A 25073-nucleotide genomic window follows, 5' to 3' on the forward strand; every position below is an offset into this window, starting at 1 on the left:
ATCAAATGAAACGCAACATCATCACTGCAGCCATGCTGCTGCTTGCCGCCATGGCTGCCGCCACGGCGCAGGCTCAGCCCCGCACCGACACAGAAATAAACGAGGGGTGGACCGTGGCGCCCATTGCCGAGACCAACATGAAGGCAAAGCGCACGCCTGTGACGCTGCCCCACACATGGAACGCTGCCTACGACGACGGCAAGCGGCACTACAACCGCGAGACAATGGTGTACAGGCGCAAGCTCGACGTCACCCCGCAGATGCAGGGGCGGAGGCTGTTCCTTTACTTCGAGGGGGTGAACTCGGTGGCCGACGTATATGTCAACCGGCGCTCGGCGTGCACGCACAAAGGCGGCTACACGGCTTTCTGCGTAGAGATAACGGGCATGGTTGGCCCCGGCGACAACGAACTTGAGGTGTGGGCGGGCAACGCCCTGCGCTCCGACGTGCTGCCCATCAGCGGCGACTTCAACGTCTATGGCGGCATACACCGGCCCGTGAGGCTCATCACCACCGGCCCCGACTGCATCTCGCCGCTGTTCTACGGCTCGCCCGGGGTGCTCATCAGGCAGGACAAGGCAGACGCCGGGCGCGCCGAACTGACCGTGACCACCATGCTGTCGATAACTACCGGCGACGCAAGCCTGCGCCTGCGCACCACCATCACCGACGCCGCCGGGCGCACAGTGGCCCGGGACGAGACGGCGGCAACAGGCAGCAGCGTGAGCCAGAGGCTGGCCGTCGACAGGCCCAACCTGTGGCAGGGCCGCGAAAACCCGTACCTATACGATGTCAGGGTTGAGCTGATGCGCGGGCAGCAGGTGGTAGACTGCGTGACGCAACACACCGGGCTGCGCTCGTTCAGCGTCGACGCCGAGCGCGGCTTCATGCTCAACGGACGGCCATACCCCCTCTACGGCTTCAACCGCCACGAAGACTTCAAGGGCTACGGCAGCGCCATGGGCCGCAGCCAGCACGAAACCGACATGCAGCTCATCATGGAGAGCGGGGCAACGATGGTGAGGCTGTCTCACTATCCGCAGGACGAAACCATCTACAACCTGAGCGACGAGCGGGGCATTGTGCTGTGGAGCGAGATAGCCCTGTGCGGCCCCGGCGGCTACGACTATACGGGCTACGTAAACAACGTGGCCGACAACGCCCGCCAGACGCTGCACGAGATGGTCTACCAGAAGATGAACCACCCGTCGGTGTGCTTCTGGGGGATATTCAACGAGGTGCTCGTGAGCGACGGCAAGCGGTTCCGCGAATACGACGACCCGCTGCCGATGATACGCGAGCTCAACGACCTCTACCACCGGCTCGACCCCACCCGGCTTACCACCTTTGCCACCTGCGTAGACCAGACGCGCTACCTGGGGTGCTCCGACCTTATTGCCTGGAACAAATACACAGGCTGGAAGAACGCCGAGACAGACGCCGCCAAGTTCTTCGACAACGCCCGCCGCAACTCGGGGGGGCACGCCCGTGGGTGTGTCGGAATACGGGCGCGGCGGCAGCACCGTGCAGCACGCCGACCCGCTGTACTACAAGGAAGACGGCGTTCCGGGCACTTACCACCCCGAAGAATACCAGGCCGTGTGCCACGAGGGCTACTGGCGGGCCATCAAGGAGCGGCCGTGGCTGTGGACTAAGACCGTGTGGCAGTTTTCCGACATGCAGTCGAGCATAAAAGACGAGGGCGACACGCCCGGAATCAACGACAAGGGGATGGTCACCTACGACCGCAAGACACGCAAAGACGCCTTTTATTTCTACAAGGCCAACTGGAACCCACAACCCATGCTCCACCTTTGCAGCAAGCGGTTTGACCGCCGTAAGCACCCGGTGACCGACATCAAGGCCTACACCAACCTCAAAGAGGCCACGCTGTATGTCAACGGCAAGAAAATAGGCCGGGCCCGGCCCGACGACATAAGGCGTGCCGTTTGGAAGGGGGTCGGGCTGGACGAGGGCCGCAACACCATACGCATAGTGGGCAAGAGCGGCAAGACGGTGATTGAAGACTCGTGCACATGGACCGTGGAAAAGGCCATGTGACGGACCGCCGCCGGCCCGCCACAGCCCCCGGGCATAAGGCCCGGATGGCAATACGTGCCGTTCTGCAGTGCAGGACGGCACGTATTGCGATGTCAAACGGGCCGTTTTGCACTACAAAACGGCCCGTTTGGCAATCAACTGAAGGTCAGACGATTACATCATCCATTGCAACCTGGCATGAAACGGTCGCCCGCTTACCGCTCTGCAAAGGTGTTGAGCGAGTGCGGCGCCATGGCCATGTTAAGATATTTCTTGCCTATGCGCAGCGTCACGGTGCGCTCGCTGTCGGCAAAGTTGCCCGCCATGACGGCCAGCTTTCCCCCGGGCGTGCGAGCCACCAGCACCGGCTGGCCCTGCTTGCCGCCCGCAACGAAGCCCACTATGCGCGAGCCCTGCGGTATGAACCGCGTGTAATGGCTCACAGCGTAATACTCGGGCGTGAGCGTAAACGTGCGCTTCTTTGAGTCGACACGCACCAGGGCGTTCTGCTTCCAGCCCCATGTGCTCATGCCATTGTCGGCCAAGACAGCGTTCCAGAAGGTGTAGTCTTCGCAGCCGTTGCCCAAGTAATGGTTGATGCGCTCAAAGGTATGCTCGGCCGCCCGCCAGTCGAACGAACCCCAGCCACACTCGCTTTCGGTCTGCACAAAGCGCATGCCGGGATACTTCTTGCGCAGCCCGGGCAGCAGCTGGCCGCCCTCCCACTGCAGGCCCACGCCCCTGACGGCGGCGGCCATGGCCGTGTCGGAGAGCACCCGGTCTATTATGTTAAACCGGTTGGTGTTTATCGTTCCGAAGAAAACGTCGACCTCAGGGTGCTCACGCCTCATGGTCGGCACGAGATATTTCACGTTGAAGCGGATGATGCCCTCGGGAGTCCAAGCGCAGCCGGGGTATGGCGTATAGCTCCAGGCCTCGTTCTGAAACATCACCATGCCAATCTTTATGCCTTCGACGGCATATTCGCTGACGAAACGGCAGAAGTAGTCGGCATAGGCCTGAAGGTAGCGGGGGTCTTGAATCATGTAGTCGGTGTGCGAGAGCGGGTCGGGAAAGGTCTTGCCCGTGGGCGCCTTGTAGTCGTCGCGGTCGCCCGCCGCCCCGCCGTAGAGCAGATAGTCCTTGCGCGCATCCATAGTGTTGTACTTCCTGTCGCTGCGCACCGGGTAGTCGGCGTTAATCTTCATCCAGCTCGGCGGGCACCAGGGCGACGCCCAGAACGTCATTCCCGGCACATGCTTCTGCGCCGCCCGTATGAAGGGAATGATGGCCTGGCGGTCGCGGTCGATGCTGAAATACTTCAGTTCGAAGTCGCCCGCCACTTCGTCGCAGCTGTACCACGAGCGCGCATAGTCGTTGGCGTTCATCGGTATGCGGCCCATGGTGAACCGCAGGTCGCCGTCGGGGGCGAACATGCGGTGCAATAGATCCTCGCGGTCGGCCTCGGGCAGCATGCAGAGCGCGTCCCATGCCAGCTCGTTGAAGCAGTGGCCCCAGTGGTAAAAGGGCGTCCCGGCCTCGCTGCCGTCGACCACAAGCGCCGGCTCGGCCACGGCATTGCGCTCCAGCCTCACCTTGCTTTCCTTCCACTCGCGGCCCTCCGTGCTCGTCACGGCGGTGAACGTCTGCGCCGCGGCAGCCACGCCGAGCATCAGCGCAACGCCTGTCAACACATATTTCATCATAACATCAATGTTTGGTTCATGCCATTTCCACACCCCGTTGCAAGGCCGTCAGTCGCGCTTGAGCCTGGCCCTGACCACCTCGATGACCGCCGGCAGCACCGAGATGACTATTATCGCCAACAGCAGGAGCTTGAGGTTCTGCTGCACGAAAGGCAGGTCGCCGAAGAAATAGCCGGCAAAGCAGAACAGCCCCACCCACAGGGCGGCCCCCGTAAGGTTGTAGACCATGAAGTAGAAATAGTGCATCTTGCCCATGCCGGCCACGAAAGGGGCAAACGTGCGAACTATCGGCACGAAGCGGGCAAGTATGATTGTCTTGCCGCCATACTTGCGGAAGAAGGCGTGGGTCTTCTCAAGATAAGCCTGCTTGAATATCTTTGAGTTCGGATTGGCAAACAGTTTCTTACCAAAGAAGTGGCCTATCATGTAGTTGCACGAGTCGCCCAGCACCGCCGCCACGAAGACCACGAGCACGAGCCAGCCTATCTCGAGGGGCATGCCCGGCAGCGCCGTGATGGCCCCTGCCACGAAGAGCAGCGAGTCGCCGGGTAGGAAGGGTGTCACCACGAGCCCCGTCTCGCAGAAGATGATGACAAACAGTATGGCATACGTCCACTGGTGATAGTCTTGCACGAGCTGCACCATGTGCTGGTCGATGTGCAAGATAAAGTCAATAACAAGTTGAATGAACTCCATTTTCTTATCTATTACAGGAAAAAACAAACAATGTTTGGCAATGCCACGGCACTCGCCTGGCATTTCTAAGCGCCTGCAAAAATAGTGATTTCTGCCGAAGTTGGCTGTTAAATATTGTCGAAAATATTCCAACATTACTTAAAAGCGGCCCAGAAACCACGTTTTGCGCCCCAAGGCAGCCGCCTGATGCCACACCGGCAAGCGCTGCGGGGGCACTCAACGGCGTGGGCGCAGCCAAGCGCCACAGCCACAAGCGCCACAGGCCGGGGCGCAGTCAGCAGGGCCGCAAGGGCCATGACAAACCATGACAAAAGCCCCGGAAAAAAGGAGCGGGGGCGCCACAGGCTTGCCAAACGGCCCATACGGGGTGGCGAAACGGGCCATACGGGCCGGCCGAACGGGCCGTTTGGCAACCCCGTCCGGTCCTTGTTGCAACCCGCTGCAGGCCAGGCAGTTGGGCGGGAGCGCACGCATCATGGCAATATTTTACAAAAATGCCACACCGGCGGCTGCGCCCACACCGGCCGCCCTGTCGCCGGCAACAGTGCCTGCGGCCCCACATCCATGTTTTGCACGATAAGCTTTGCCATGCCGGCCCATTTTTGTAAATTTGCAGCCAGACAAGAAATCAGACACACACATGCCTGTAATAAACATTGATTCGCTGACGCATCCCGGGGTGGACGTGTTCAGCACGCTCACCGAGGCGCAGCTGCGCAACCGCAAGGACGAGGCCGCCGGAGTGTTCATTGCCGAGAGCCCAAAGGTGATACGCGTGGCCATCGGCGCCGGCTACGAGCCGCTGGCACTGCTGTGCGAGCGCAAGCACATCGGGGGCGACGCCAAAGACATCATCGCTGCGTGCCCCGGCATACCCGTATACACCGGCGACCGCGACCTGCTGGCGCGGCTGACGGGCTACGTGCTGACGCGGGGCGTGCTCTGCGCCATGCGCCGCCCGGCCATGAAAACCGTGGCCGAGGTGTGCCGCGGGGCACGGCGCGTGGTGGTAATCGACGGCGTTGTCGACACGACAAACATAGGGGCCATATTCCGCTCGGCCGCCGCCCTGGGCATAGACGCCGTGCTGCTGACGCGCAACTCGTGCGACCCGCTCAACCGCAGGGCCGTGCGCGTGTCGATGGGCAGCGTCTTCCTCGTGCCGTGGACGTGGCTCGACGGGCCCGCGGGCTCGCTGCGCGACCACGGTTTCCGCACCGTGGCCATGGCACTGACGCCCCACTCGGTGGCCATCGACGACCCGGCGCTCGCCAGTGAGCCGCGCCTGGCCATAGTGATGGGCACCGAGGGCGACGGACTGCCGCACGAGACGATTGCCGACGCCGACTATGTTGCCCGCATACCCATGGCCCACGGAGTGGACTCGCTCAACGTCGCGGCGGCCGCCGCCGTGGCTTTCTGGCAACTGAGGGCACGCTGACGCACACGGGCGGTGCAGGGCCTGCTGCGGCGGCGGGCCCGCAGAGACAAAGTGAAATGTATACATCAATGCGTAATCCGTATGCCATGGTTTTGCGCCACAAGCCGTAACTTTGCACCCGGCAGGCCGCATTGGCCCGCCAAAGGCCGCACGCGCCGACTGTATGCGCCGGGCGGCGGCATAAAACAGCAAAACGACGACAACATGACAAGTAGCATTATGAGACCTTACATCATCTGCCACATGATGGCATCAATAGACGGGCGCATCGACTGCTCTATGGTAGACAAGATCAGCGGCGACGAGTATTACACGGCATTGGGCGAGCTGGACTGCCCTTCGACGCTCGAAGGGAGGGTGACAATGGAGCACTACAGTGCACTGGAAGGGCATTACGCAGCAAAAGACCCGGCCCCGGTGGGCAGGCCTTCGTTCTACATGGCGCAACAGGCAGAGGGATATGCCATTGCCGCAGACACCATGGGGAGACTGCAGTGGCCGTCGAACGAGATAGACGGGGTGCCGCTGCTCTGCATCACGAGCGAACGGGCACCGCTTGAATACCTCAACATGCTGCGCAGCGAGGGCATATCCTACATAGCCGTGGGCAACCCGGCCATCGACCTGGCCGGGGCCATGAAGACGCTGCGCGGCGAGTTTGGCGTGGAAAGGCTGGCCCTGCTGGGCGGCGGAAACATCAACGGCGGGTTCCTCGCCGCCGGGCTTATCGACGAGGTAAGCCTCATGATTGGCCAGGGAATAGACGGAAGGAAGGGGCAGACGGCTGTGTTTGACGGCATTGCCGACGAGGGGTGGATGCCCGCCAAGATGGCGCTCGCCGACGTGAAGCGCCTCGATTGCGGCACAGTGTGGCTCAGATACAGGGCCGAACGCCCCTGACCGGCAACAGCGCCGAGACCGCCCTGACAGCGGCAACACGCACCGCCGGGGGTAAAAACTGGCCGCGCCGGGCTGCATTTGCCAAACTTTTTGCTTACCTTTGCCCCGCGGGTGGCAAGTGCCACACGGATAAACGAACGACAATCATGCTGAAACGCGACTATATACTGCGCCTCATACGCGAGTTCGCCGAGGCTCTCGAACTGGTGATGAAGAAGGACGTAAGCAAACAGAGAGACGAGATAAGGCTCATGTACGACCAATACGTGGGCCCTTACTCGCTCTACCATATATGCACGATGGACGAAGTGATGGACTCGTTCGAGCGGTTCCCTCCCGAGGAACGCGCCGAACGCATGGAGATGCTGGCCGAGCTGTATTACGCCGAAGCCGGTCTGATGGCCGGCATTGGCGGCGACGAGCTGCTGCAAAGGGCGTTTGCACTCTTCGACTTCATCGACCGGCACGACAAGACCTTCAGCATTGCCCGGCGAACAAAGATGGCCGACATACAGAAAAGGCTGGAACAGGCGGCCGCCGGGGCCGCCGACTGACAACGGCCGGGGCACCGCCGCAACGCAAAGCGCCACCCCCGCCCCGCCGTCCTGTGCCCAAACGCCGACGCTCAGCAGCACGGTCAGCGGGCCTCGAGGTAGCCGCCGTCGTGCCTCACGGCGTCTATAAGGGCGGCAAAGACCTCATTGCAGGCAAGCAAACCGGCGCAACCCACCATCACGAGGTGCTCGCGCGCACGGGTCATGGCCACGTTCAGCTTGCGGTCGATGGGCTTGCCGTCTTCGAAAAACACATTCGACGTAAGGAAATTGAGTTGATATCGCTTGCGCACAGTGAACCCGTAGACTATCACATCGCGCTGACTGCCCTGGTAACGCTCCACGGTATCGATGCCAATCTGATGCGCCTCGGACACCCCGGCGCGCACCAACGCATCGCGCACGGCGGCAATCTGGTTGCGGTAGGGCACGATGACGCCTACCGAAACAGCCGGGTCGAAGCCGTCGCCACAGGCCAAGCGCACCGCAGCCACCACCCGGGCGATGACCCGAGCCTCGGCCGTGTTTACCTTGTCGGAGCCATCCGAGGCGTCGGGATGCACCGAGACGAACGACACCCGGTGCCCCCCGACCAAGCGGCTTACCTCGTCGGCACAGCCCGCAGGGGGCGGCAGGGGGCGCTGCTGGTGCTCCAGCGGCACCTCGCAGAGCAGCCCCGAATAGAACGCCCGGCTCGGAAACGAGGCTATGTCGTGGTGCATCCGGCCCTGGCGCGTCAGCATGTAGACTACGGCGGGGTCGGAGCGGTGGGCCCGCAAGAGCCGCTCGAATAGCGAGTCGCGGCAGTCGGTGAGGCCGATGGCGCGCAACAGCGGGTCGGCCACGGCCGACTCGTCGGGCGTTTGCTGTACCACGGCCGGCAACTGCTTGTGGTCGCCGATGAGAACAAAGCGCCCTATCGACTCCACGCCGCCCGAAGTGGCCCCCAGGATGCCCACCACGTGGGGCTCGAGTATCTGTGACGCCTCGTCGATGATGGCCAGGCTGAAACGCTTAAGCTGCAGGAGCGCCGGGTTGGAGTTGACGGCCGACGTGGTGGCGCACACCACCCTGGCCGACGCTATGGCCTGGCGCACCTGGCCGACGCTTTTGCAGCAGGCCACCTTCTGGCTGAGAAGGTAAGGCCGGTAGGGCTCGGCGCAAGCCAAGGCCGAGCCCAGCCGCACGAAGTCGATGCCGCAACCGGACAGCTTTGAGCATATCTCGTCGACGGCACGGTTGGTGTATGCCATGACGAGCACGGCCGTTCCGGGGTGCAACAGTTCTTCGCTTAGGATGTTGAGCATGGCAAACGAGGTCTTGCCCGTGCCGGGCGGGCCTATCACAATGAAGAAGTCGAGGGCCTGCATGGCACGGAGCACAAGCCCGTTGAACGCCCCGTAATCGCCGGCAAGCGCCACCGAGCCATCCACGCGGGGCCGGCGCTGCGACAGCAACAGGTCGCGCCGCTGGGCCGGTGCCGACAGAAACGAGTGCATGGCACGGTAGAGCGACGAGAAAGACGACTCAAACAGGTCGTGCTCAACGGCCCAGGCATAGCCCGGCGGACGGCTGAACACGCGGCTGTCGGTCTGCGGATTGCGCAGGCTGAGCTCTATGCCGGCCGTGGATATGGCCACAACGGTGGCACGCATGACCACCGCCCGCCGCGCGTCGGGCTCACGGCCGCTCTGGTAAGAATACAATATGACTATGTCGCCCGGACGGAAATTGGCGCCCTCGGCATCGGTGTCGGCTGCAAAGCGCAGCCTTACGCGCCCTATGCCCGAGCCACCTTCTGCCTCGGGCACAAGGCTGTCGATTGACAGCCGGTAGAATATGTTGCCGGCCTGCAGCTTCTCTTCGAGCGTGTCGTGCCACTTGGCGGCGAAGCCCGAGTTCTCTTTCGTCTTGTTGCCAATCTTCGACAGCAGGTGCTCGCGCTCCAAAAACGTCATCAACCTGAAGTAATATGCACGCTCAAGCGGCGTGGCCCGGCGCACGGGCAGCAGCAGGCGCTCTATCTGCGGGCGCGTGAACTGCTCCCAAAGCCGGCCCGACTGGCCGCCGACATTGAAATTGTCGGGGGTGAGCCTGCCCAGCACGCTGATGCCTCCGCGCGCATACCACAGCTCACACCACACAACCTGGTTGCGCAGCATGAGCGCCCGGCACAGCAACTCGGGCGCGGGGCCTACCTTGAGCAGGCTGTTGCGGTAATGGGAATAAAGCAGGAAGGCGCGTATGTCGGCATTGGGGCGCCCGTGGCCATAGCGCAACAGGGCCATGTAGAGCAGCAACTGCACGTAGTGGCGCTCCTGGTGGCGGGGCGTGTCGGGGTCGGGCCCCGGCGGGAACGCCCCCTTGCCCGACTTCTGCTCGATGAGTATGCAACGCCCCGGGCGCGCCCCGTCCATCTGCAGGAAGTCCATGCGGCCCTGAAGGCCCAGCGTCTCGCAGAAGAACGACGGTTCGAGCATGGCCTCGGCCGGGCAATAGTCGCTCACCTCGGCTGGCAGCACACTGCCCACGGCGCGGCGTATGTTGCCGAGCTGCGAGCGGGCTTCGCTGTGGAAACCGCCGTCGATGCCGTCGCAAGCCGCCAGGGCCAGGGCGTTGTTGCGGAAAAAGCGGGCTGCGCTGTCGGCGTAAGTGCAGTCGAGCCCGTGCACGGCCTCGTCGAGAAGCTGGCCGGCAAAGTTACCAAGCAGTATGTTCGACGACAGCGGCGAAGGCTTTATCTTGTTTATGAGATAAGTGTATGGTGTTGCGCCATAGCTCTCGAAACAGGCCGCAACGGCAGAGATGTCTACCAGGTAGTCGGGTTCGAAGACAACAAGCTCGGGCACAACAAGCCCCCCAACCTCACGAGGGCGCACGAGGTTGAGCTGGCTTCCGGGCGAGATCAGGCCGCAGAGAGGGGCCCACGGGCCCGAACAGTCGACGCGCAGGCTGCCACCGTGCTCGCCGGTGGCAGTGACCACAGTGCCCTCGCAGCCTTCGGCCACCACGCGGACGCATTCGCCCAACACCTCGCCCCCGTCGGCGCTGAGGTCGCTCGCCGGAAGCATGGCGGCAAGCCCGGGCGGAATGGCAGCCCCGCCATACACACGGGCGATGAACAGGCACACATGCTTCATGTCGTAGGGGAACAGTCGCGGCAGGCTGCCACCATCCTGCTCTTGAAGATGGCGCAGGCGTATGCGGGTGGCATTGATGCGGTATGCCAGCGGAGGCTCGACGCCGCACTCCTTGACAAGGTAGTCTACCTTGGCGAACATGCCTGCAAACGCTATCGTGCTGTGCATCAGACGCTGGTCGACGGCACGGCGGAAGACAGCGGCGAGCGTGGCATACGCCCCCATGACATCGGCCCCGGCCCTCTGCGCTGCGGCCAGCAACTCGCCATAGAAGTCGGATGGCGCGTCTTCAATGTATATCCCCATATATCAAAAATCCATATAAAACAACCAATGACACCACGGCCCAAGAGCCACAATCCGGGCGACGGCCGAGCGCCGCGGGCATGCCCCACGGGCGCAATGGCGGCCGGGCAGCCAACCCACTGGCACACAGCCACTTGCAGAAGTGGGCCGAAACGCCGTGCAAAACGGCCCGTATGGCACTGCCAAACGGCCCACATGAGGCTGCAAAACGGCCCATACGGCCATGCCGAACGACCCGGGCCACATGGCGGCATGCCAACTGCAAAGGTACAAAAAAAGCCTGCCCCATGAAAGGACAGGCCCAAACAATTATCAAAAAACAATTACAAAGTGCGTCAAATCTTCGAAATGATGCCCAACTTGGTGCCTTCGATAAAAGAGGTAATCATGCGGATGGACTCGCCATCGGGCACCTGCTCCTTTATCTGCAATACGGCATCAAACACAGACGTCTGCCCGTGGAACACAAGTCGATAGGCATTTGCAACGTGCTTTTGTGTCTTTGCGTCTAACCCATACTTGCTCATCATGACCGAATTGATGCCGCAATACTTGATTGGCGAGTTTCCGGCAATGATGAACGGAGGTATGTCTTTCGAGAATGTACAGCCAGAACGAACCATCGAGCACGCCCCCACACGGGTGCGGGCATTGGCAATCACGCTGGTCGAGAAGATGACAGCATCGCCTATCTCGCAGTCGCCGGCAATCTTGGTGCCATAGCCGAACACACACCTGTGGCCCACCTTGGTGTCGTGAGAGATGTGTGCGCCCTCCATGAAGAAGTTGGCATTGCCTATGACCGTCTTCCCGTCGGAGTGCGTTGCCCGGTTGATGACGACGTTCTCGCGGAATACATTGCGGTCGCCGATGACGAGTTCAGACTTCTCCCCGGTGAAGTCGAAGTCCTGGGGCAGTGCCCCAAGCACTGCTCCCTGGAATACCGTGTTGTTCTTTCCCATGTGTGTGCCGTTCAGAATGCTCACAAACGGGTAGATGGTGCAACCGTCGCCAATCTCGACATCGCCCTCAATATATGCGAAAGGATATATCTTGCAGTTGTTCCCGATTTTCGCCCTCGGGTCAATCTCTGCTTTTGGACTTATTTCACTTGCCATAATAGTTAGCTTTAATGGTTTATCAATTGGTGCCTCCGCCCAAAGCCTGGTAGAGGTTTACCACAGCCTGCATCTTATAGAAGTCGTCGGCCACCTTCGTAAGCTCAGCGTTGAGCAGGTTGGTCTCGGCCGTTATCACCTCAAGGTAGTTGGAGCTGCGGTCGTGGTAGAGCATCTTGGTGTCCTCGACAGCCCTGCGCAAGGCAGCCACCTGCTTCTGCTCGAGGCGGCTGCGCTCGTCGCTCGTGTTGTAGAGCACGAGGGCGTTGCTCACCTCGTTGCCTGCCTGGAGCACCGCATTCTGCCAAGTGTTGTAGGCCTGCTCCTGCTCTGCCTTGGCCACCTTGAGCCCGGCGATGAGCTGTCCGTTCATGAAGAGCGGCTGTACGAGGCTTCCCACTGCAGAGAGCAGCCACTTGCCGGGGTTGACGATGCCTGCCCCCGAACTGTTGGTAAACGCCCCCGAACCACTGATGGTTATGCTGGGATAGAAGCGCGAGCGTGCGGTCTGCACGTTGTAGAAGCACTGCGCGAGCGACATCTCGGCATAGTGCACGTCGGGACGGTTGTTGAGCATCTGCAGGGGGATGCCGGTGCTGAATTTGCTGGGCAGGTTCTGGTCTTCGAGCCTGCCGCGCTTTATGGCCTGGGCCGACTGGCCGAGCATGAGCGAGAGCGAGTTCTCGGTCTCGCGTATCTGCCTCTTCAGGTCGGCAGCCTGGGCAAGCACCGAGTAGTAATTGGCCTCGGCGCTGCTGACGCTTGTCGAGTTGTAGCCTGCGCTCAGCTCCTTGAGCCCCTTCATCATGTCCCATGTCTCCTTGGTGACGCCCGACATCTCGTTCACTATCTCCAGTTGGCGGTCGAGCATCAGCAGAGTGTAGTACATGTTGGCTATGTTGGCAATGACCTGGGTCTTTACCACAAGCTGGTAATCCTTGGTGGCAAGCAGGGCCGTCTGGGCACTGTGCTTCTGCGAGAGCAGGTTGCCGAACAGGTCAAGGCTCCAGCTCGCCTGCACAGGAAGCGAGTAAGTCTTGGTCGTCTTGCTGCCGTCCCACGACGAGAGCGTGCCTTGCGGCGAGAAGGTGAACGACGGCACAAAGGCCAGCTTGGCGGCCGTGAGCTGTGCCTCGACCATCTTCACGTTGAGAGCAGCGTTGAGCAAGTCGACGTTGTTCTCCAGACCCTGCTCTATCAGCGCCTGCAACTGCGGGTCGGTGAACACCTCGCGCCAAGGCAGGTTGCCGAAATTGGCGGTGTCGCGCACAGCCAGCGTGTCGCTTACCGACGCCGTGTCACGCACAAGGCCAGTGGTGTTGACGTCGGGGCGCTCGTATTTGTTGTAGAGTCCGCAGCTGCTCAAGAGCAGCGTTGCGGACATTATCGTTAATAGCTTCTTCATGTTCAATTATTCATCTTTTTTGTAATCATCGGGGCGATGGGCATACTGGGCAAGCTCGGTGCTCACTTCCTCGTTCTCCTCGTCATCAAACTTCAGCGGCGTCAGCTTCTCCTGCAGCGACTGGAATATCATGAACAGGGCGGGAACGACGAACAACTGGCACAACGTGCCTATGAGCATGCCGCCCACGGCTGCCGCTCCAAGCGTCTGGTTACCGTTCTTTCCCACGCCACTTGCAAACATCATAGGCAACAGACCGACAATCATGGCCAGCGAGGTCATCAGAATCGGGCGCAGACGGGCACCGGCTCCGAGGATGGCCGACCAGCGGATGGCCATTCCGGTGTGGCGGCGCTCAAGGGCGAACTGCACGATAAGGATGGCGTTCTTGGCAAGAAGTCCGATGAGCATGATAAGAGATATCTGCATGTAGATGTCGTTCTGGTGGCCGAAGAGCTGAGTGAAGAGGAACGCTCCGGCAAGTCCGAACGGCACGGAGAGCAGCACTGACAAGGGCAAGATGTAGCTCTCGTACTGTGCGGAGAGTATCAGGTAGACGAACACGAAGCACAATATGAAGATAAGACCTGTCGAACTGCTTGAGTTGGCCTCGGTTCGCGTAAGTCCGGTAAACTCGTATCCGTAGCCCGCGGGCAGCGTGTTGCTGGCCACTTCCTCAACGGCCTTGATGGCTTCACCCGAAGAATAGCCGTCGGCAACGGTGGCTGTGACGCTGATGCTCGTATACATGTTGTAACGGTTGATGTTCGACGGACCGTAGACGCGGTTCATGGTGCAGAACTCATTCACAGGTGCCATGCCGTTGGTTGTGCGGACATAGATGTTGTTCAGGTCCTCGGGACGCTGCCTACTCTCCGGCGTGCCCTGTATCATCACACGGTATAGCTTGCCGTATGCATTGAAGTTCGAGGCGTAAAGGCCACCGTAGTAACCCTGCAACGTCGTCAGCACGGTTGAGGGAGATATCCCTGCCTGCTTACACTTGGCCACATCGACGTCAATCATGTACTGCGGGTAGCTTGAGTTGTACGATGTCATGGCCATCTGAATCTCGGGGCGCTTGTTAAGCTCGCCCAGATACTGCTGCACAATGCCGAAGAACTTGTTGACATCGCCACCCGTACGGTCGAGCATGACAACCGAAACACCGTTGTTTGCCGAGAATCCAGGAATCATAGGAGGTGCAAACGCAAGTATCTGCGCGTCCTTTATAGATGCCGTCTGGGCGTAGATCATGCCAAGCACAGCCTGTGCGCTCTGTGCATCGTTACGCTCGTCGAACGACTTGAGCTTTATGATGAACGTGGCCTGGTCGGAACCTGAGCCCGAGATAAAGTTGTAACCTTGTATCTGCTGGCGGCTCTGCACGGCGGGATTTGAGGCGAGCATGGCATCAACCTGGTCGATAACCTGCTGCGTGCGGTGCACGCTGGTTCCCGGGGGCATGGTGATTGTACAGAACACAACGCCCGTATCTTCATCTGGCACGAGGCCCGAGCGGGTGGTGCTCATGGTCACCACGAGGGCGGCGATGCCCAGAACCACGCACACGGCGGTAAGTATGGGCTTGCGCACGAAACGCTCCACACCCGTCTTATACTTGCCGAGCACCTTGTCGTAGGCTGTATTGAAAGCCACGTGGAAACGGTCCACCGGACTGAGCTTGCGCTCGGTGCCATCCTCATTCTTCGGTTTCATGAACACGGCGCAGAGGGCCGGCGACAGCGTAAGGGCGTTGAGGGCCGATATGAATATTGATATGGCCATCGTTATACCGAACTCTCGGTAGAAAGTACCGGAGACTCCGCCCATGAACGACACCGGGATGAACACCGAAGCCATTACGAGCGTGATGGAGATGATGGCTCCCGAGATTTCGTTCATGGCGTCGATACTGGCCGTGAGAGCGCTCTTGTAGCCAAGGTCGAGCTTTGCATGCACAGCCTCGACGACCACGATGGCGTCATCGACCACAATGGCGATGGCCAGAAGCAAGGCCGAGAGCGTGAGCAGGTTGACCGAGAAGCCGAACAGGTTGAGAAAGAGGAACGTACCGATGAGCGACACCGGGACGGCGATAAGCGGGATGAGCGTTGACCGGAAGTCCTGCAAGAACAGGTAAACCACGAGGAACACCAGCACGAGGGTGAACACAAGGGTGAACACAACCTCATGTATTGAAGCGTAGAGGAAGTCGGTCACGTCGTAGTTGACGTCATACGTCAAGCCCGGGGGGAAGCTCTTGGCCTGCTCTTCGAGCTCGGCCTTCACTGCGGTGGCTATTTCGTTGGCGTTGGAGCCGGCAATCTGCTGCACCATACCCATGACCGAAGGCATGTTGTTGTTACGCATCGACACGGTATAGCTCAGTCCTCCGAGCTCAACATCGGCCACATCCTTCAGCTTGAGGGTCTGTCCGGTGAGGTCGCTCGTAAGGATTATGTTCTTGAACTCCTCGGCAGTCTTGAGTCGTCCGGTGTATCTCATGACATACTCGAACGCCATCTTGCTCTCCTGACCGAACGAACCGGGCGCAGCCTCGATGTTTTGCTCGGACAGCGCGGTTGAGATGTCGCTCGGCATGAGCCCGTATTGCTTCATCTTGTCGGGCTTGAGCCAGATTCGCATCGAGTAAGTCTTCATACCGGGGCTCATCACATCGCCCACGCCGGCAATACGCTTGAGGGCCGGAACGACGTTGATTTCGTTGTAGTTTGTGATGAACTGGTCATCGTAGCGCCCGTCGGGCGACACGAGGGCATACATTATTACCTGCGACGACTGGCGCTTGTTTACCGTAACACCTACGCGGGTTACCTCGGCCGGCAGCTGCGACTGGGCCTGGGATATACGGTTCTGCACGTTGACGGCGCACATGTCGGCGTTCACTCCCTGCCGGAAGTAGATCGTTATGCTTGCCGATCCGTCGTTGGATGCGGTAGATTCCATGTAGTCCATGTTCTCTACACCGTTGATGCTTTCCTCCAACGGCGCGAGCACGGAGTTCTTTACGGTTTCGGCATCGGCACCGGTGTACGTGGTACGCACCGAGACGGTAGGCGGAGCCACGTCAGGATACTGCTCGATAGGCAAGGTGAGCAGTCCGATGAGACCCAGTATGACGATGAGGATAGATATCACCGTCGAAAGCACCGGGCGCTTTATAAAGTTTGTAAATGTCATATTACCTTTGTTTGTTTAACGCATCAATAGATTGACCGTTGCGGTCTGGTTATTTCTGCATGGCTCCCATGCCTTCTGCCTGCTTTATCCTCTTGGCGTACTCCTCGGGAGTTATCGGTGTAATCTGTGCCCCGTCGGTGAGCTTGGTCACTCCGTTGGTCACATACTTCTCGCCGGCCTTTATGCCGCCGGTTACGATATAGTTGTTTCCGTCGTTCTGTGGCTCGACGGTAATCTCGGTGTATTTCACCTTGTTGTCATTGCCAACGACATAGATGAATATCTTGTTCTGCAGCTCTACAGTGCAGCTCTTCGGTATAACCACAGCCGAATTGTTGGTGTGCTTCACCACCACCGAGCCCGACCCGCCGCTTTTCAGCAGGTGCTCCGGGTTGGGGAACTGCGCGATAACCTGCACGCTGCCGGTGGTCTGGTCGATGACGCCGCTCACCTTGGCCACCTTTCCCTCGTGCTGGTAGGTTGTCCCGTCGGCCAGCTGCAGGTAAACGGGCGGGTATTTGCTTATGGCGTCGGCCATTCCGCCGGCAGTCTTCGAGAGCTCGAGCATCTCTTTCTCGTTCATAGAGAAGTAAACCTCCATCGTGCTGATGTTAGACACAGTGGTGAGAGGCTGCGTGCTGGAACTGCTCACGAGCGCCCCGACCTTGTAGGGCAGCGTTCCGATGACACCGTTCGACGGGCTCTTGACGTAGCAGAAGCTCAGGTTCTCCTTTGCCGACACGAGCGCGGCCTTTGCCTGCGACAGTTGTGCCTCGGCGCTCTCGTAAGAGTTCTGTGCCGACTGCATCTCGTAGGCACCTATAACCTTGTTGGCAAACAGCTTCTTGCTGTTCTCGTATGTCAGCTTGGCGGTGTTAAGCTGTGCCGAAGCCGTGTTCACGGAGGCCTGGGCCTGGCGCACGGCCGCCTCGTAAGTCACGTTGTCGATGACGAAAAGCAACTCGCCGGCCTTGACGGTCTGGCCTTCCTTAACACAGATTTTAGTAATGAACCCCGACACTTTCGGCCGGATTTCCACATCCTGTATACCCCTTATCACGGCAGGATAGGTTGATTGCAGCGTTGCGCTCTGCGGACTTACCGTCTGCACCGGGTAGCTATTGTCGCCCGTCATGGCGCCTTTGTTTCCACAAGAGACGAGAAGTGCAGCTGTTGCCGCAATCAACAACATTTTGTTCTTTTTCATAACCTATTATTATATATATAAATTTTTATGCTAAATACAACCTCCGCAGAAAACTTTCTGCCCACGGTTAGGTTTTCAGAGTGCAAAGATACACAGAATATTCTAACTGAAAGAATATGCTGCCGCACATTTAACTATCTTTATATGCGGCATGGCAAATATACAAAAAAGTAAGAATTGTGTGCGTTAATTTTTACAAACCAATCCTATTTCTTTAGCTTTTTCAAGCAGCAACGCCATCAGCGGCTCTCGCTCGTTGGGCACTTTGTTATCGAGCACAGCGTCTTTGAGCGCCTGCTTGAGCTGCCCCACCTCGCGGCATGGCGGCAGTGCGAACATCTGCATTATCTCATTGCCGTCGATGCAGGGCTGCAACAGTCGCTTGTAGTCTTTCTCCTTAAGGTCGGCCAACTTCTCGCGCACCATGCGGAAGTTCTCGAGGAACATTCGCTTTCTCACCTCGTTCTTGCTCGTTATGTCGGCTTCGCACAGCGTCATGAGGTCATCGATGTCGTCGCCGGCGTCGTTCATGAGCCTCCTCACGGCACTGTCGGTCACCTCTTCGTCGGCAATCACAATGGGCCTCATGTGCAGGTCGACCAGCTTCTGCACATACTTCATCTTGGCGTCGAGCGGCAGCGCCAGCCTGCGGAATATCTGCGGCACCATCTTGGCGCCCACGTAGTTGTGGTTGTGGAACGTCCATCCCTGCGCCGGTTCCCAGCGCTTGCACCTCGTCTTGCCTATGTCGTGCATCAGGGCTGCCCACCGCAGCCACAGCCCCCCGCCCCTGCGGCACACGTTGTCTACCACCTCGAGCGTGTGGTAGAAATTGTTCTTGTGGGCCTTGTCGCCCCTTCGCTCCACTATGTCGAGCGCTGCCAGCTCGGGCAATATGAGCTGCAGCAGGCCCGAGCGGTGCAGGTCGACAAAGCCCCGGCTCGGCGTGGCCGTCATCATTATCTTGTTTAGCTCGTCCTTGATGCGCTCGCCACTCACAATCCTTATCCGCTCGGCATTGCGGCTGAGCGCCTCAAACGTCTCGTCCTCAATCATGAAGTTGAGCTGCGCGGCAAACCTCACGCACCGCATCATGCGCAGCGGGTCGTCGGAAAAGGTCACGTCGGGGTCGAGCGGCGTGCGTATGATGCCGTCTTCAAGGTCTTCTATGCCGTAGAAAGGGTCGACGAGCTCGCCGTAGCGCTCGGCATTGAGGCACACGGCCATGGCGTTGATGGTGAAGTCGCGCCTGTTCTGGTCGTCTTCGAGCGTGCCGTCTTCCACCACGGGCTTGCGCGAGTCGTGGCTGTAGCTCTCTTTCCTCGCCCCGACAAACTCCACCTCCAGGCCCTTCCACTTCACTTGCGCCGTCCCGAAATTGCGGAATACGGACAGGTGGGCCTTGCGCCCCAGTTGCTGCTTGAGCTCGGAGGCAAGGCTGATGCCGCTGCCCACCACTACTATGTCGATGTCATTAGAAGGGCGTTCGAGGAAAAGGTCGCGCACGTAGCCGCCCACTACGTAGCACTCAAGGCCGAGCTTGTCGGCTGCAGCTGATATGGTATGGAATATGTCGCTGTCGAGCGCCTGCGCCAGTTCTGCGTCTGTAAGTATCTTCATTGATGCCACTGCTGTGTTAAATAAGCGAAACTGCCGGTAAAACGAACGGCAAGACCAATCTTCAATCGGTCGTGAACACTTTGTTAAGGCTGCAAAGTTAATGCAAAAAATTCACATTCCGCCTCTTGCGATGCGGTTTTTTACCATCGGCGGCGCCCGCGCCCCTCTGCGCGCGGGGCAGCAGCAAACGCGGCAACGGCATCTGCCGGCGGCCCGCCGGTGCAGAAATTTAATTACAACCATGCCTCCGAGAACAGCATGCGCGGCACCACGGCGGCAGCGGCCCGCAAATGAGCCATTCTCGGCGGAGATACGCAAAGCGCTGGGGCACACGGCATTAGGTCGCCACAGGCATGAAATCGCTATCCCATACGCGCCACGGTGCCGCCGCCGGAGGCCCCAAAAGGGCAGAAAAGCCATGTTTCTGCGCCACAGCCGGGCCGCTACGGCTATGCAAAACGGGCCTAACGGCAATGCAAAACGGCTCGTTCGGCCCCACGAAAAGGCCCTCGCGGCGGGGCGGCAGCGACCCGACGGGCAACCGGCCGGGCCCGAAAGCCCTCGGCAAACGCCAAAGGCAAGGATGAGACGGGGGCAAAAATGATGAAACAGATTTACACTTTGCCATCTCAGGCTGCCCCCGGCGGGCACCATTGCCTACGGCCAAGGCCCGGCAACCGCTTCACCGCCTCTGCGCCCTACGGGCTGCCCCGCCACGCCCCTACGGCCCCGGCAGCGGCCCGGCAAGCGGGCATTGCATGTTAACAATACCTAATAATGAGGGCCACAGTCGCTGTTTCACGCCGATAAGATGTATTTTTGCAAAAAACAAACAGCCGGCACGGCCGCGCCACACGGCCAGCCGCGCCACACAAAACACGAACAGCATGACCAAGAAACACATAACGGCGGCGCTGATAGCCGTGGCGGCACTGGCAGCCTGCGGCGACAACGGCGCACGCTCAGAGGCCGACCGACTGCTGGAACGGGCCAACACAGAGTTTGAGAGCAAGCAATACGACAAGGCGCTGCGCACAATCGACTCGCTGCGCCGCGTTTACCCAAACGCCATCGAGACGCGCAAAGAGGCGCTGAAGCTATACCAGGACATATCGCTCAAGCAGGCACAAGACGACCTAGCGCTGACCGACAGCGCGCTGCAGGCCGTGAAAGCCGCCTACAGGCAGCTGAAAGACTCGGTGGAAAAGAAGCGAGCCAACCTCACGGCCACCGAAGACGAGCTGAGCACGCTCAACCTCACTAAGGTCAAGATGGACTCGCTGCAGGTGCGCTTCGACGTCCAGTGCGCCAAGATAAAATACATACACAAGAAACAGAGGGAGGAGTGATGCGCCCGGCACGGGCCGCGCAAAGGCCGCGTGCCATGGCCGGCCCATGCCGCATGCAGAGCCGAGGCAGCCCGGCAGCCCGCCCCCGGCCCGTTGCCAACCTGCCGCAGGGCCTTGTTGAGCGCGCCGCCGGCCCGCCACCACAACGGCCCGGGCTGCCGCCAACGGCTTTTTAGGCAAACGTTTGGTGTTCTCAATATAAATTCTTAATTTTGCACCGCACTTTGTTTATATCGAGAATGGCAAAACAAATAGAAGCATCCACAGACCAAGAGTTCGAGCAAGTGATGGCCGAATGCCGCTCGCTGTTTGCGAAAAAGCTCGCAGACTACGGCGCGTCGTGGCGTTTGCTGCGCCCGGCATCGCTCACCGACCAGTTGCTCATAAAGGCCAAGCGCATCAGAAGCCTCGAGATCAAGGGGCAGTCGCTGGTGGGCGAAGGCATCAGGCCCGAGTTCATAGCACTCATCAACTATGGCATAGTGGGGCTGATACAGCTTGACCGCGGCTTCGCCGACTACGTAGACATCAGCGCCGACGATGCCCTCAAGCTATACGACAGCCACGCCGCCGAGGCCCTGGCGCTCATGCAGCGCAAAAACCACGACTACGACGAGGCATGGCGGCTGATGCGCGTGAGCAGCTACACAGACTTCATACTCACCAAGATAGAGCGGGTGAAGGAGATAGAAGACAACCGCGGATGCACCATAGTGAGCGAAGGGATAGCGTCTAACTACATGGACATCATCAACTACGCCGTGTTCGGGGCCATCAAGCTCGCGCAGTGATACACCCACACAAGCACAACAGATGAAAGCCGGAGCAAGAATAGCCATAACCAATGCCTGCCGCCTGCTGACAGCGGCCACGTTCGTGTTGTCGGGGTTTGTCAAGGCTGTCGACCCGTTGGGCACGCAGTACAAGATAAACGACTACCTCGAGGCATGGCACCTGGCCCAATACGTGCCCGACATCCTCACGCTTGCCGCATCGGTGGCAATGTCGGCAGTGGAGTTCGGCATAGGCATCTGCCTGCTATTCGCCATCCACCGACGCGCCACGTCGCGCCTGCTGCTGCTCATCATGGCCGTGTTCACACCGCTGACGCTGTGGCTTGCCATTGCCGACCCCATCAGCGACTGCGGTTGCTTCGGCGACGCCATCAAGCTGTCCAACTGGGAAACGTTCTGGAAAAACGTCGTCTTGCTGGCCTTCGCCGTAGTGCTCGCACGCCGGCCGGCCGACATGATAAGGTTCATCAGCCGCACCAACCAGTGGATAGTGCTCAACTACTCGGCACTGTTCATACTCGCCGTGTCGGGCTACAGCCTGTATTACCTGCCGCAGTTCGACTTCCGCCCCTACCATGTGGGCGCCGACATACGCAAGGGCATGGAGATTCCGCCCGGGGCGCCCCAGCCTCAGTTCGAAACAACGTTCATATTAGAGAAAGACGGGCAGCGCAAGGAATTCACGCTCGACAACTATCCCGACTCCACATGGACTTTCATTGACAGCAAGACAGTGCAGACGGCCGAAGGCTACGTGCCGCCCATACACGACTTCTCAATCACACGGCGCGACAACGGCGAAGACATCACAGAGCAGGTGCTGGCCGACAGCAGCTACACCATGCTCCTTGTGGCCCCCTACCTTGAGCTGGCCGACGACAGCCACCTCGACCTCATAAACCAAATATACGAATACGCCACCGACAACGGCTACCCGTTCTACTGCCTCACGGCAAGCACCGACCGGGCCATAGAGCGGTGGCGCGACATGACGGGGGCCGAATACCCGTTCTGTTCGACCGATGCGACGACCCTGCAGACCGTAATACGGAGCAACCCCGGGCTCGTTCTCATCAAGTCAGGACGTGTGATACGGAAATGGAGCCACAACCGTCTGCCCGACGAATACCAGCTCACCGACAGGCTTGAACGCATCGAACTGGGGCGGCAACCCGACGACACCACAGCCAGCCGCGTGCTGTCCATCGTCACATGGTTTGTGCTGCCGCTGCTTCTTCTAACGCTGGCCGACAGGCTTTGGGCGTGGTCTAAGTTCGTAAGGAACAAAGAAAGACAAACCAAGATATACAAACTTTTAAAACGAAAGAAAATGAGAAAGAAAATTGTAGCAGGCAACTGGAAGATGAACATGAACCTGCAGGATGGTATAGCTCTGGCAAAAGAGCTTAACGAAACACTCACGGCAGAGAAGCCCAACTGCGGCGTCATCATCTGCACACCGTTCATCCACCTTGCAAGCATTGCACAGCTGCTCGACCAAGACGTAATCGGCCTGGGCGCCGAAAACTGCGCCGACAAGGAGAAAGGCGCCTACACGGGCGAAGTTTCGGCCGAGATGGTGAAGAGCACCGGCGCACAATACGTTATCCTGGGCCACTCTGAGCGCCGCGGCTACTACGGCGAGACCCCCGAGATACTCAAAGAGAAAGTGCTGCTGGCACTGAAGAACGGCCTGAAGGTAATCTTCTGCATAGGCGAGAGCCTCGAGGAGCGCGAGGCCAACAAGCAGAACGAGGTAGTGAAGGCCGAGCTTGAGGGAAGCGTGTTCAACCTCAGCGCAGAGGAGTTCAAGAACATCATCATTGCCTACGAGCCCATCTGGGCCATCGGTACGGGCAAGACCGCCACTGCCGAGCAGGCCGAAGAGATTCACGCCTACATCCGCAGCGTGGTGGCCGAGCACTACGGCGAGGCCGTGGCCGACGACACCACCATCCTCTACGGCGGCAGCTGCAAGGCCAGCAACGCCCCCGAGCTGTTTGCAAAGCCCGACATCGACGGCGGGCTCATAGGCGGCGCATCGCTCAAGGCAGCCGACTTCAAGGGCATCATCGACGCCTGGAAGAAATAACATCCCACCCACAAGCCTGCCGGAGGCCCGGGGCAGCATGCGCGCATGGCGCAGCCCGGGGCCCCGGCGGCGCTTTCAACACCAACAGACACAACCCCACAACAACCAGAAATGAAGCAATTCGTCGCACTAATCCTCATCATAGCCTGCCAAGCAGCAACGGCCGGGGCGCAGACGTTCACCGAACGCCTGCAAAAGAAAGTGAAGAATCAAGGCACAGTGACCGTCAACCAGAGCGCGGCCATCGACGAATTGGTCAACGGCACCGTACGCATCACGCCGCAACCGACCGGAGCCCCGACAACGGGCAAGGCCCAGGCCGGCAGCCAGCAACAGCCGCCCGCCGCCAAGCCACAGCCGGCACAGAAGCCGGCAGCCGAGGCAGCAAAGCGCGAGACGCACAGGGCCGCCGAAGCCGACGCGGCCGAAAGCGGCGCCGACACGCCCGTGATAGACACGAGCAAGAAGGTGATGCGCGGAGCATACAAGGTGAACGGCTACAGGGTGCAGGCATTCGCGGGGGGCAACACCCGTCGCGACAGGCAGCAGGCCGAGCGCATCGGCAACGAGATAAAGACGCTCTTCCCGATGCAGCCCGTATATGTTCACTTCTATTCACCGCGGTGGATATGCCGCGTGGGCAACTTCCGCACATACGAAGAGGCCCACCAGATGCTTACCGAGCTGCGCAAGCTCGGCTACAAGCAAGCTCTGATAGTAAAAGGAAAAATCACAGTTCAATACTAAATACAATGGATATTGAGACAGAATACCGTGACGGCATCGACGAACTGGCGTCACACTACAAGAGTGTACTCAGCCTGCTGGGCGAAGACCCCACCCGCGAGGGCCTGCTGAAGACGCCCATGAGGGTGGCCAAGGCCATGCAGGTGCTCACCCGCGGCTACACCATGGATGCGCACAAGGTGCTCACCGACGCACTCTTCAAGGAAGACTACAGCCAGATGGTCATCGTCAAGGACATCGACTTCTTCTCGCTTTGCGAGCACCACATGCTCCCCTTCTTCGGCAAAGCCCACGTGGCCTACATCCCCAACGGCTACATCACGGGGCTGAGCAAGATTGCCCGCGTGGTCGACATATACTCCCGCCGGCTGCAGGTGCAGGAGCGCATGACGCTGCAGATAAAAGAGTGCATCGAGCAGACGCTCCACCCGCTGGGCGTGATGGTCGTGGTCGAGGCGCGACACCTGTGCATGCAGATGCGCGGGGTGGAGACACAAAACGCCATAACCACCACCAGCGACTTCTCGGGGGCATTCAACCAGGCCAAGACGCGGCAGGAATTCATGAACCTGATACACAACAAGTAAGGCCCACAGGGGCCGACATACCCATACACCGAAGCCGCTGGCCGGGGTCCACGGCTTCGACCGGCAAACAAAGCAAAGCCCTCCGAGGCTGCAGCGACACCATGTCGCCGCCGCCTCGGAGGGCTTTTTTCGTGCCGCCACTGCCGCCGCCGCAAATGGCTGAGGGC

General features: G+C 59.8%; 18 protein-coding genes. 10 read left to right on the top strand and 8 right to left on the bottom strand.

Translation table 11 applies throughout. From position 1 onward, the window contains the following. Positions 1–5 precede the first annotated feature (5 nt). Both M3089_RS10925 and M3089_RS10930 read left to right on the top strand, forming a co-directional pair. The gene (locus tag M3089_RS10925) at positions 6–1655 is read left to right on the top strand and encodes a glycoside hydrolase family 2 protein (protein WP_249084101.1); all 1650 of its coding nucleotides are present in this window, start codon (positions 6–8) and stop codon (positions 1653–1655) included. A gap of 148 nt (positions 1656–1803) precedes the next feature. Further along, entirely contained in the window at positions 1804–2061 is a 258-nt protein-coding gene (locus tag M3089_RS10930; RefSeq protein WP_249084127.1) for a DUF4982 domain-containing protein, read from the top strand. Positions 2062–2255: 194 nt separating this feature from the next. Here M3089_RS10930 and M3089_RS10935 read toward each other — a convergent pair whose 3' ends face one another. Both M3089_RS10935 and M3089_RS10940 read right to left on the bottom strand, forming a co-directional pair. Beyond that, complete coding sequence (locus tag M3089_RS10935; protein WP_249084103.1) at positions 2256–3746, bottom strand: glycoside hydrolase family 30 protein; 1491 nt, start codon at positions 3744–3746, stop codon at positions 2256–2258. A gap of 48 nt (positions 3747–3794) precedes the next feature. After that, positions 3795–4442 (bottom strand): DedA family protein, encoded by a 648-nt coding sequence (locus M3089_RS10940; protein WP_205107941.1) that lies wholly within the window; start codon positions 4440–4442, stop codon positions 3795–3797. A 640-nt stretch (positions 4443–5082) separates the two neighbouring features. Here M3089_RS10940 and M3089_RS10945 point away from each other — a divergent pair. The 3 genes from M3089_RS10945 (at position 5083) to M3089_RS10955 (ending at position 7337) form a co-directional block, all read left to right on the top strand. Beyond that, positions 5083–5883, top strand: a complete 801-nt coding sequence (locus M3089_RS10945; protein ID WP_249084105.1) for a TrmH family RNA methyltransferase — start codon at positions 5083–5085, stop codon at positions 5881–5883. A gap of 219 nt (positions 5884–6102) precedes the next feature. After that, positions 6103–6783, top strand: coding sequence for a dihydrofolate reductase family protein (locus tag M3089_RS10950; RefSeq protein ID WP_249084129.1), 681 nt, complete (start codon positions 6103–6105; stop codon positions 6781–6783). A 146-nt stretch (positions 6784–6929) separates the two neighbouring features. Continuing rightward, positions 6930–7337, top strand: coding sequence for a hypothetical protein (locus tag M3089_RS10955; protein ID WP_249084106.1), 408 nt, complete (start codon positions 6930–6932; stop codon positions 7335–7337). Positions 7338–7420: 83 nt separating this feature from the next. Here the strand turns inward: M3089_RS10955 and M3089_RS10960 are convergent, their stop codons facing one another. The 6 genes from M3089_RS10960 to M3089_RS10985 form a co-directional block, all read right to left on the bottom strand. Further along, positions 7421–10783 carry an ATP-dependent helicase gene (locus M3089_RS10960; protein ID WP_249084107.1) on the bottom strand — a complete coding sequence of 1121 codons (3363 nt, stop codon included), beginning with the start codon at positions 10781–10783 and terminating at the stop codon, positions 7421–7423. Between the two features lie 335 nt (positions 10784–11118). After that, positions 11119–11901 carry an acyl-ACP--UDP-N-acetylglucosamine O-acyltransferase gene (lpxA, locus tag M3089_RS10965; RefSeq protein ID WP_249084108.1) on the bottom strand — a complete coding sequence of 261 codons (783 nt, stop codon included), beginning with the start codon at positions 11899–11901 and terminating at the stop codon, positions 11119–11121. 22 nt (positions 11902–11923) lie between these two features. Then, positions 11924–13306: an efflux transporter outer membrane subunit gene (locus tag M3089_RS10970; protein WP_249084109.1), complete on the bottom strand. Its 1383-nt coding sequence runs from the start codon at positions 13304–13306 to the stop codon at positions 11924–11926. A 6-nt stretch (positions 13307–13312) separates the two neighbouring features. Next, positions 13313–16510, bottom strand: coding sequence for an efflux RND transporter permease subunit (locus M3089_RS10975; RefSeq protein ID WP_249084110.1), 3198 nt, complete (start codon positions 16508–16510; stop codon positions 13313–13315). Between the two features lie 49 nt (positions 16511–16559). Then, positions 16560–17717, bottom strand: a complete 1158-nt coding sequence (locus M3089_RS10980) for an efflux RND transporter periplasmic adaptor subunit (RefSeq protein ID WP_205107955.1) — start codon at positions 17715–17717, stop codon at positions 16560–16562. A gap of 186 nt (positions 17718–17903) precedes the next feature. Then, positions 17904–19337 (bottom strand): CCA tRNA nucleotidyltransferase, encoded by a 1434-nt coding sequence (locus M3089_RS10985; protein WP_249084111.1) that lies wholly within the window; start codon positions 19335–19337, stop codon positions 17904–17906. Positions 19338–20224: 887 nt separating this feature from the next. Between M3089_RS10985 and M3089_RS10990 the strand changes: the two genes are divergently transcribed. The 5 genes from M3089_RS10990 to folE all read left to right on the top strand — a co-directional run bounded on the left by M3089_RS10990 (position 20225) and on the right by folE (position 24906). Next, positions 20225–20686: a hypothetical protein gene (locus M3089_RS10990; RefSeq protein WP_249084112.1), complete on the top strand. Its 462-nt coding sequence runs from the start codon at positions 20225–20227 to the stop codon at positions 20684–20686. Between the two features lie 239 nt (positions 20687–20925). Next, on the top strand, positions 20926–21477 hold the full coding sequence (locus tag M3089_RS10995) for a DUF1599 domain-containing protein (RefSeq protein WP_249084113.1): 552 nt from the start codon (positions 20926–20928) through the stop codon (positions 21475–21477). 22 nt (positions 21478–21499) lie between these two features. Next, positions 21500–23572 (top strand): BT_3928 family protein, encoded by a 2073-nt coding sequence (locus tag M3089_RS11000; RefSeq protein WP_249084116.1) that lies wholly within the window; start codon positions 21500–21502, stop codon positions 23570–23572. Positions 23573–23683: 111 nt separating this feature from the next. Beyond that, entirely contained in the window at positions 23684–24319 is a 636-nt protein-coding gene (locus tag M3089_RS11005) for an SPOR domain-containing protein (protein WP_249084118.1), read from the top strand. 5 nt (positions 24320–24324) lie between these two features. Continuing rightward, positions 24325–24906: a GTP cyclohydrolase I FolE gene (gene folE, locus M3089_RS11010; RefSeq protein WP_205107967.1), complete on the top strand. Its 582-nt coding sequence runs from the start codon at positions 24325–24327 to the stop codon at positions 24904–24906. Positions 24907–25073: the final 167 nt, after the last annotated feature.

Origin of the sequence: Marseilla massiliensis (assembly GCF_023336985.1) — a bacterium.
In the GTDB taxonomy this organism is placed as follows: Bacteria; Bacteroidota; Bacteroidia; order Bacteroidales; family Bacteroidaceae; genus Prevotella; species Prevotella intestinigallinarum.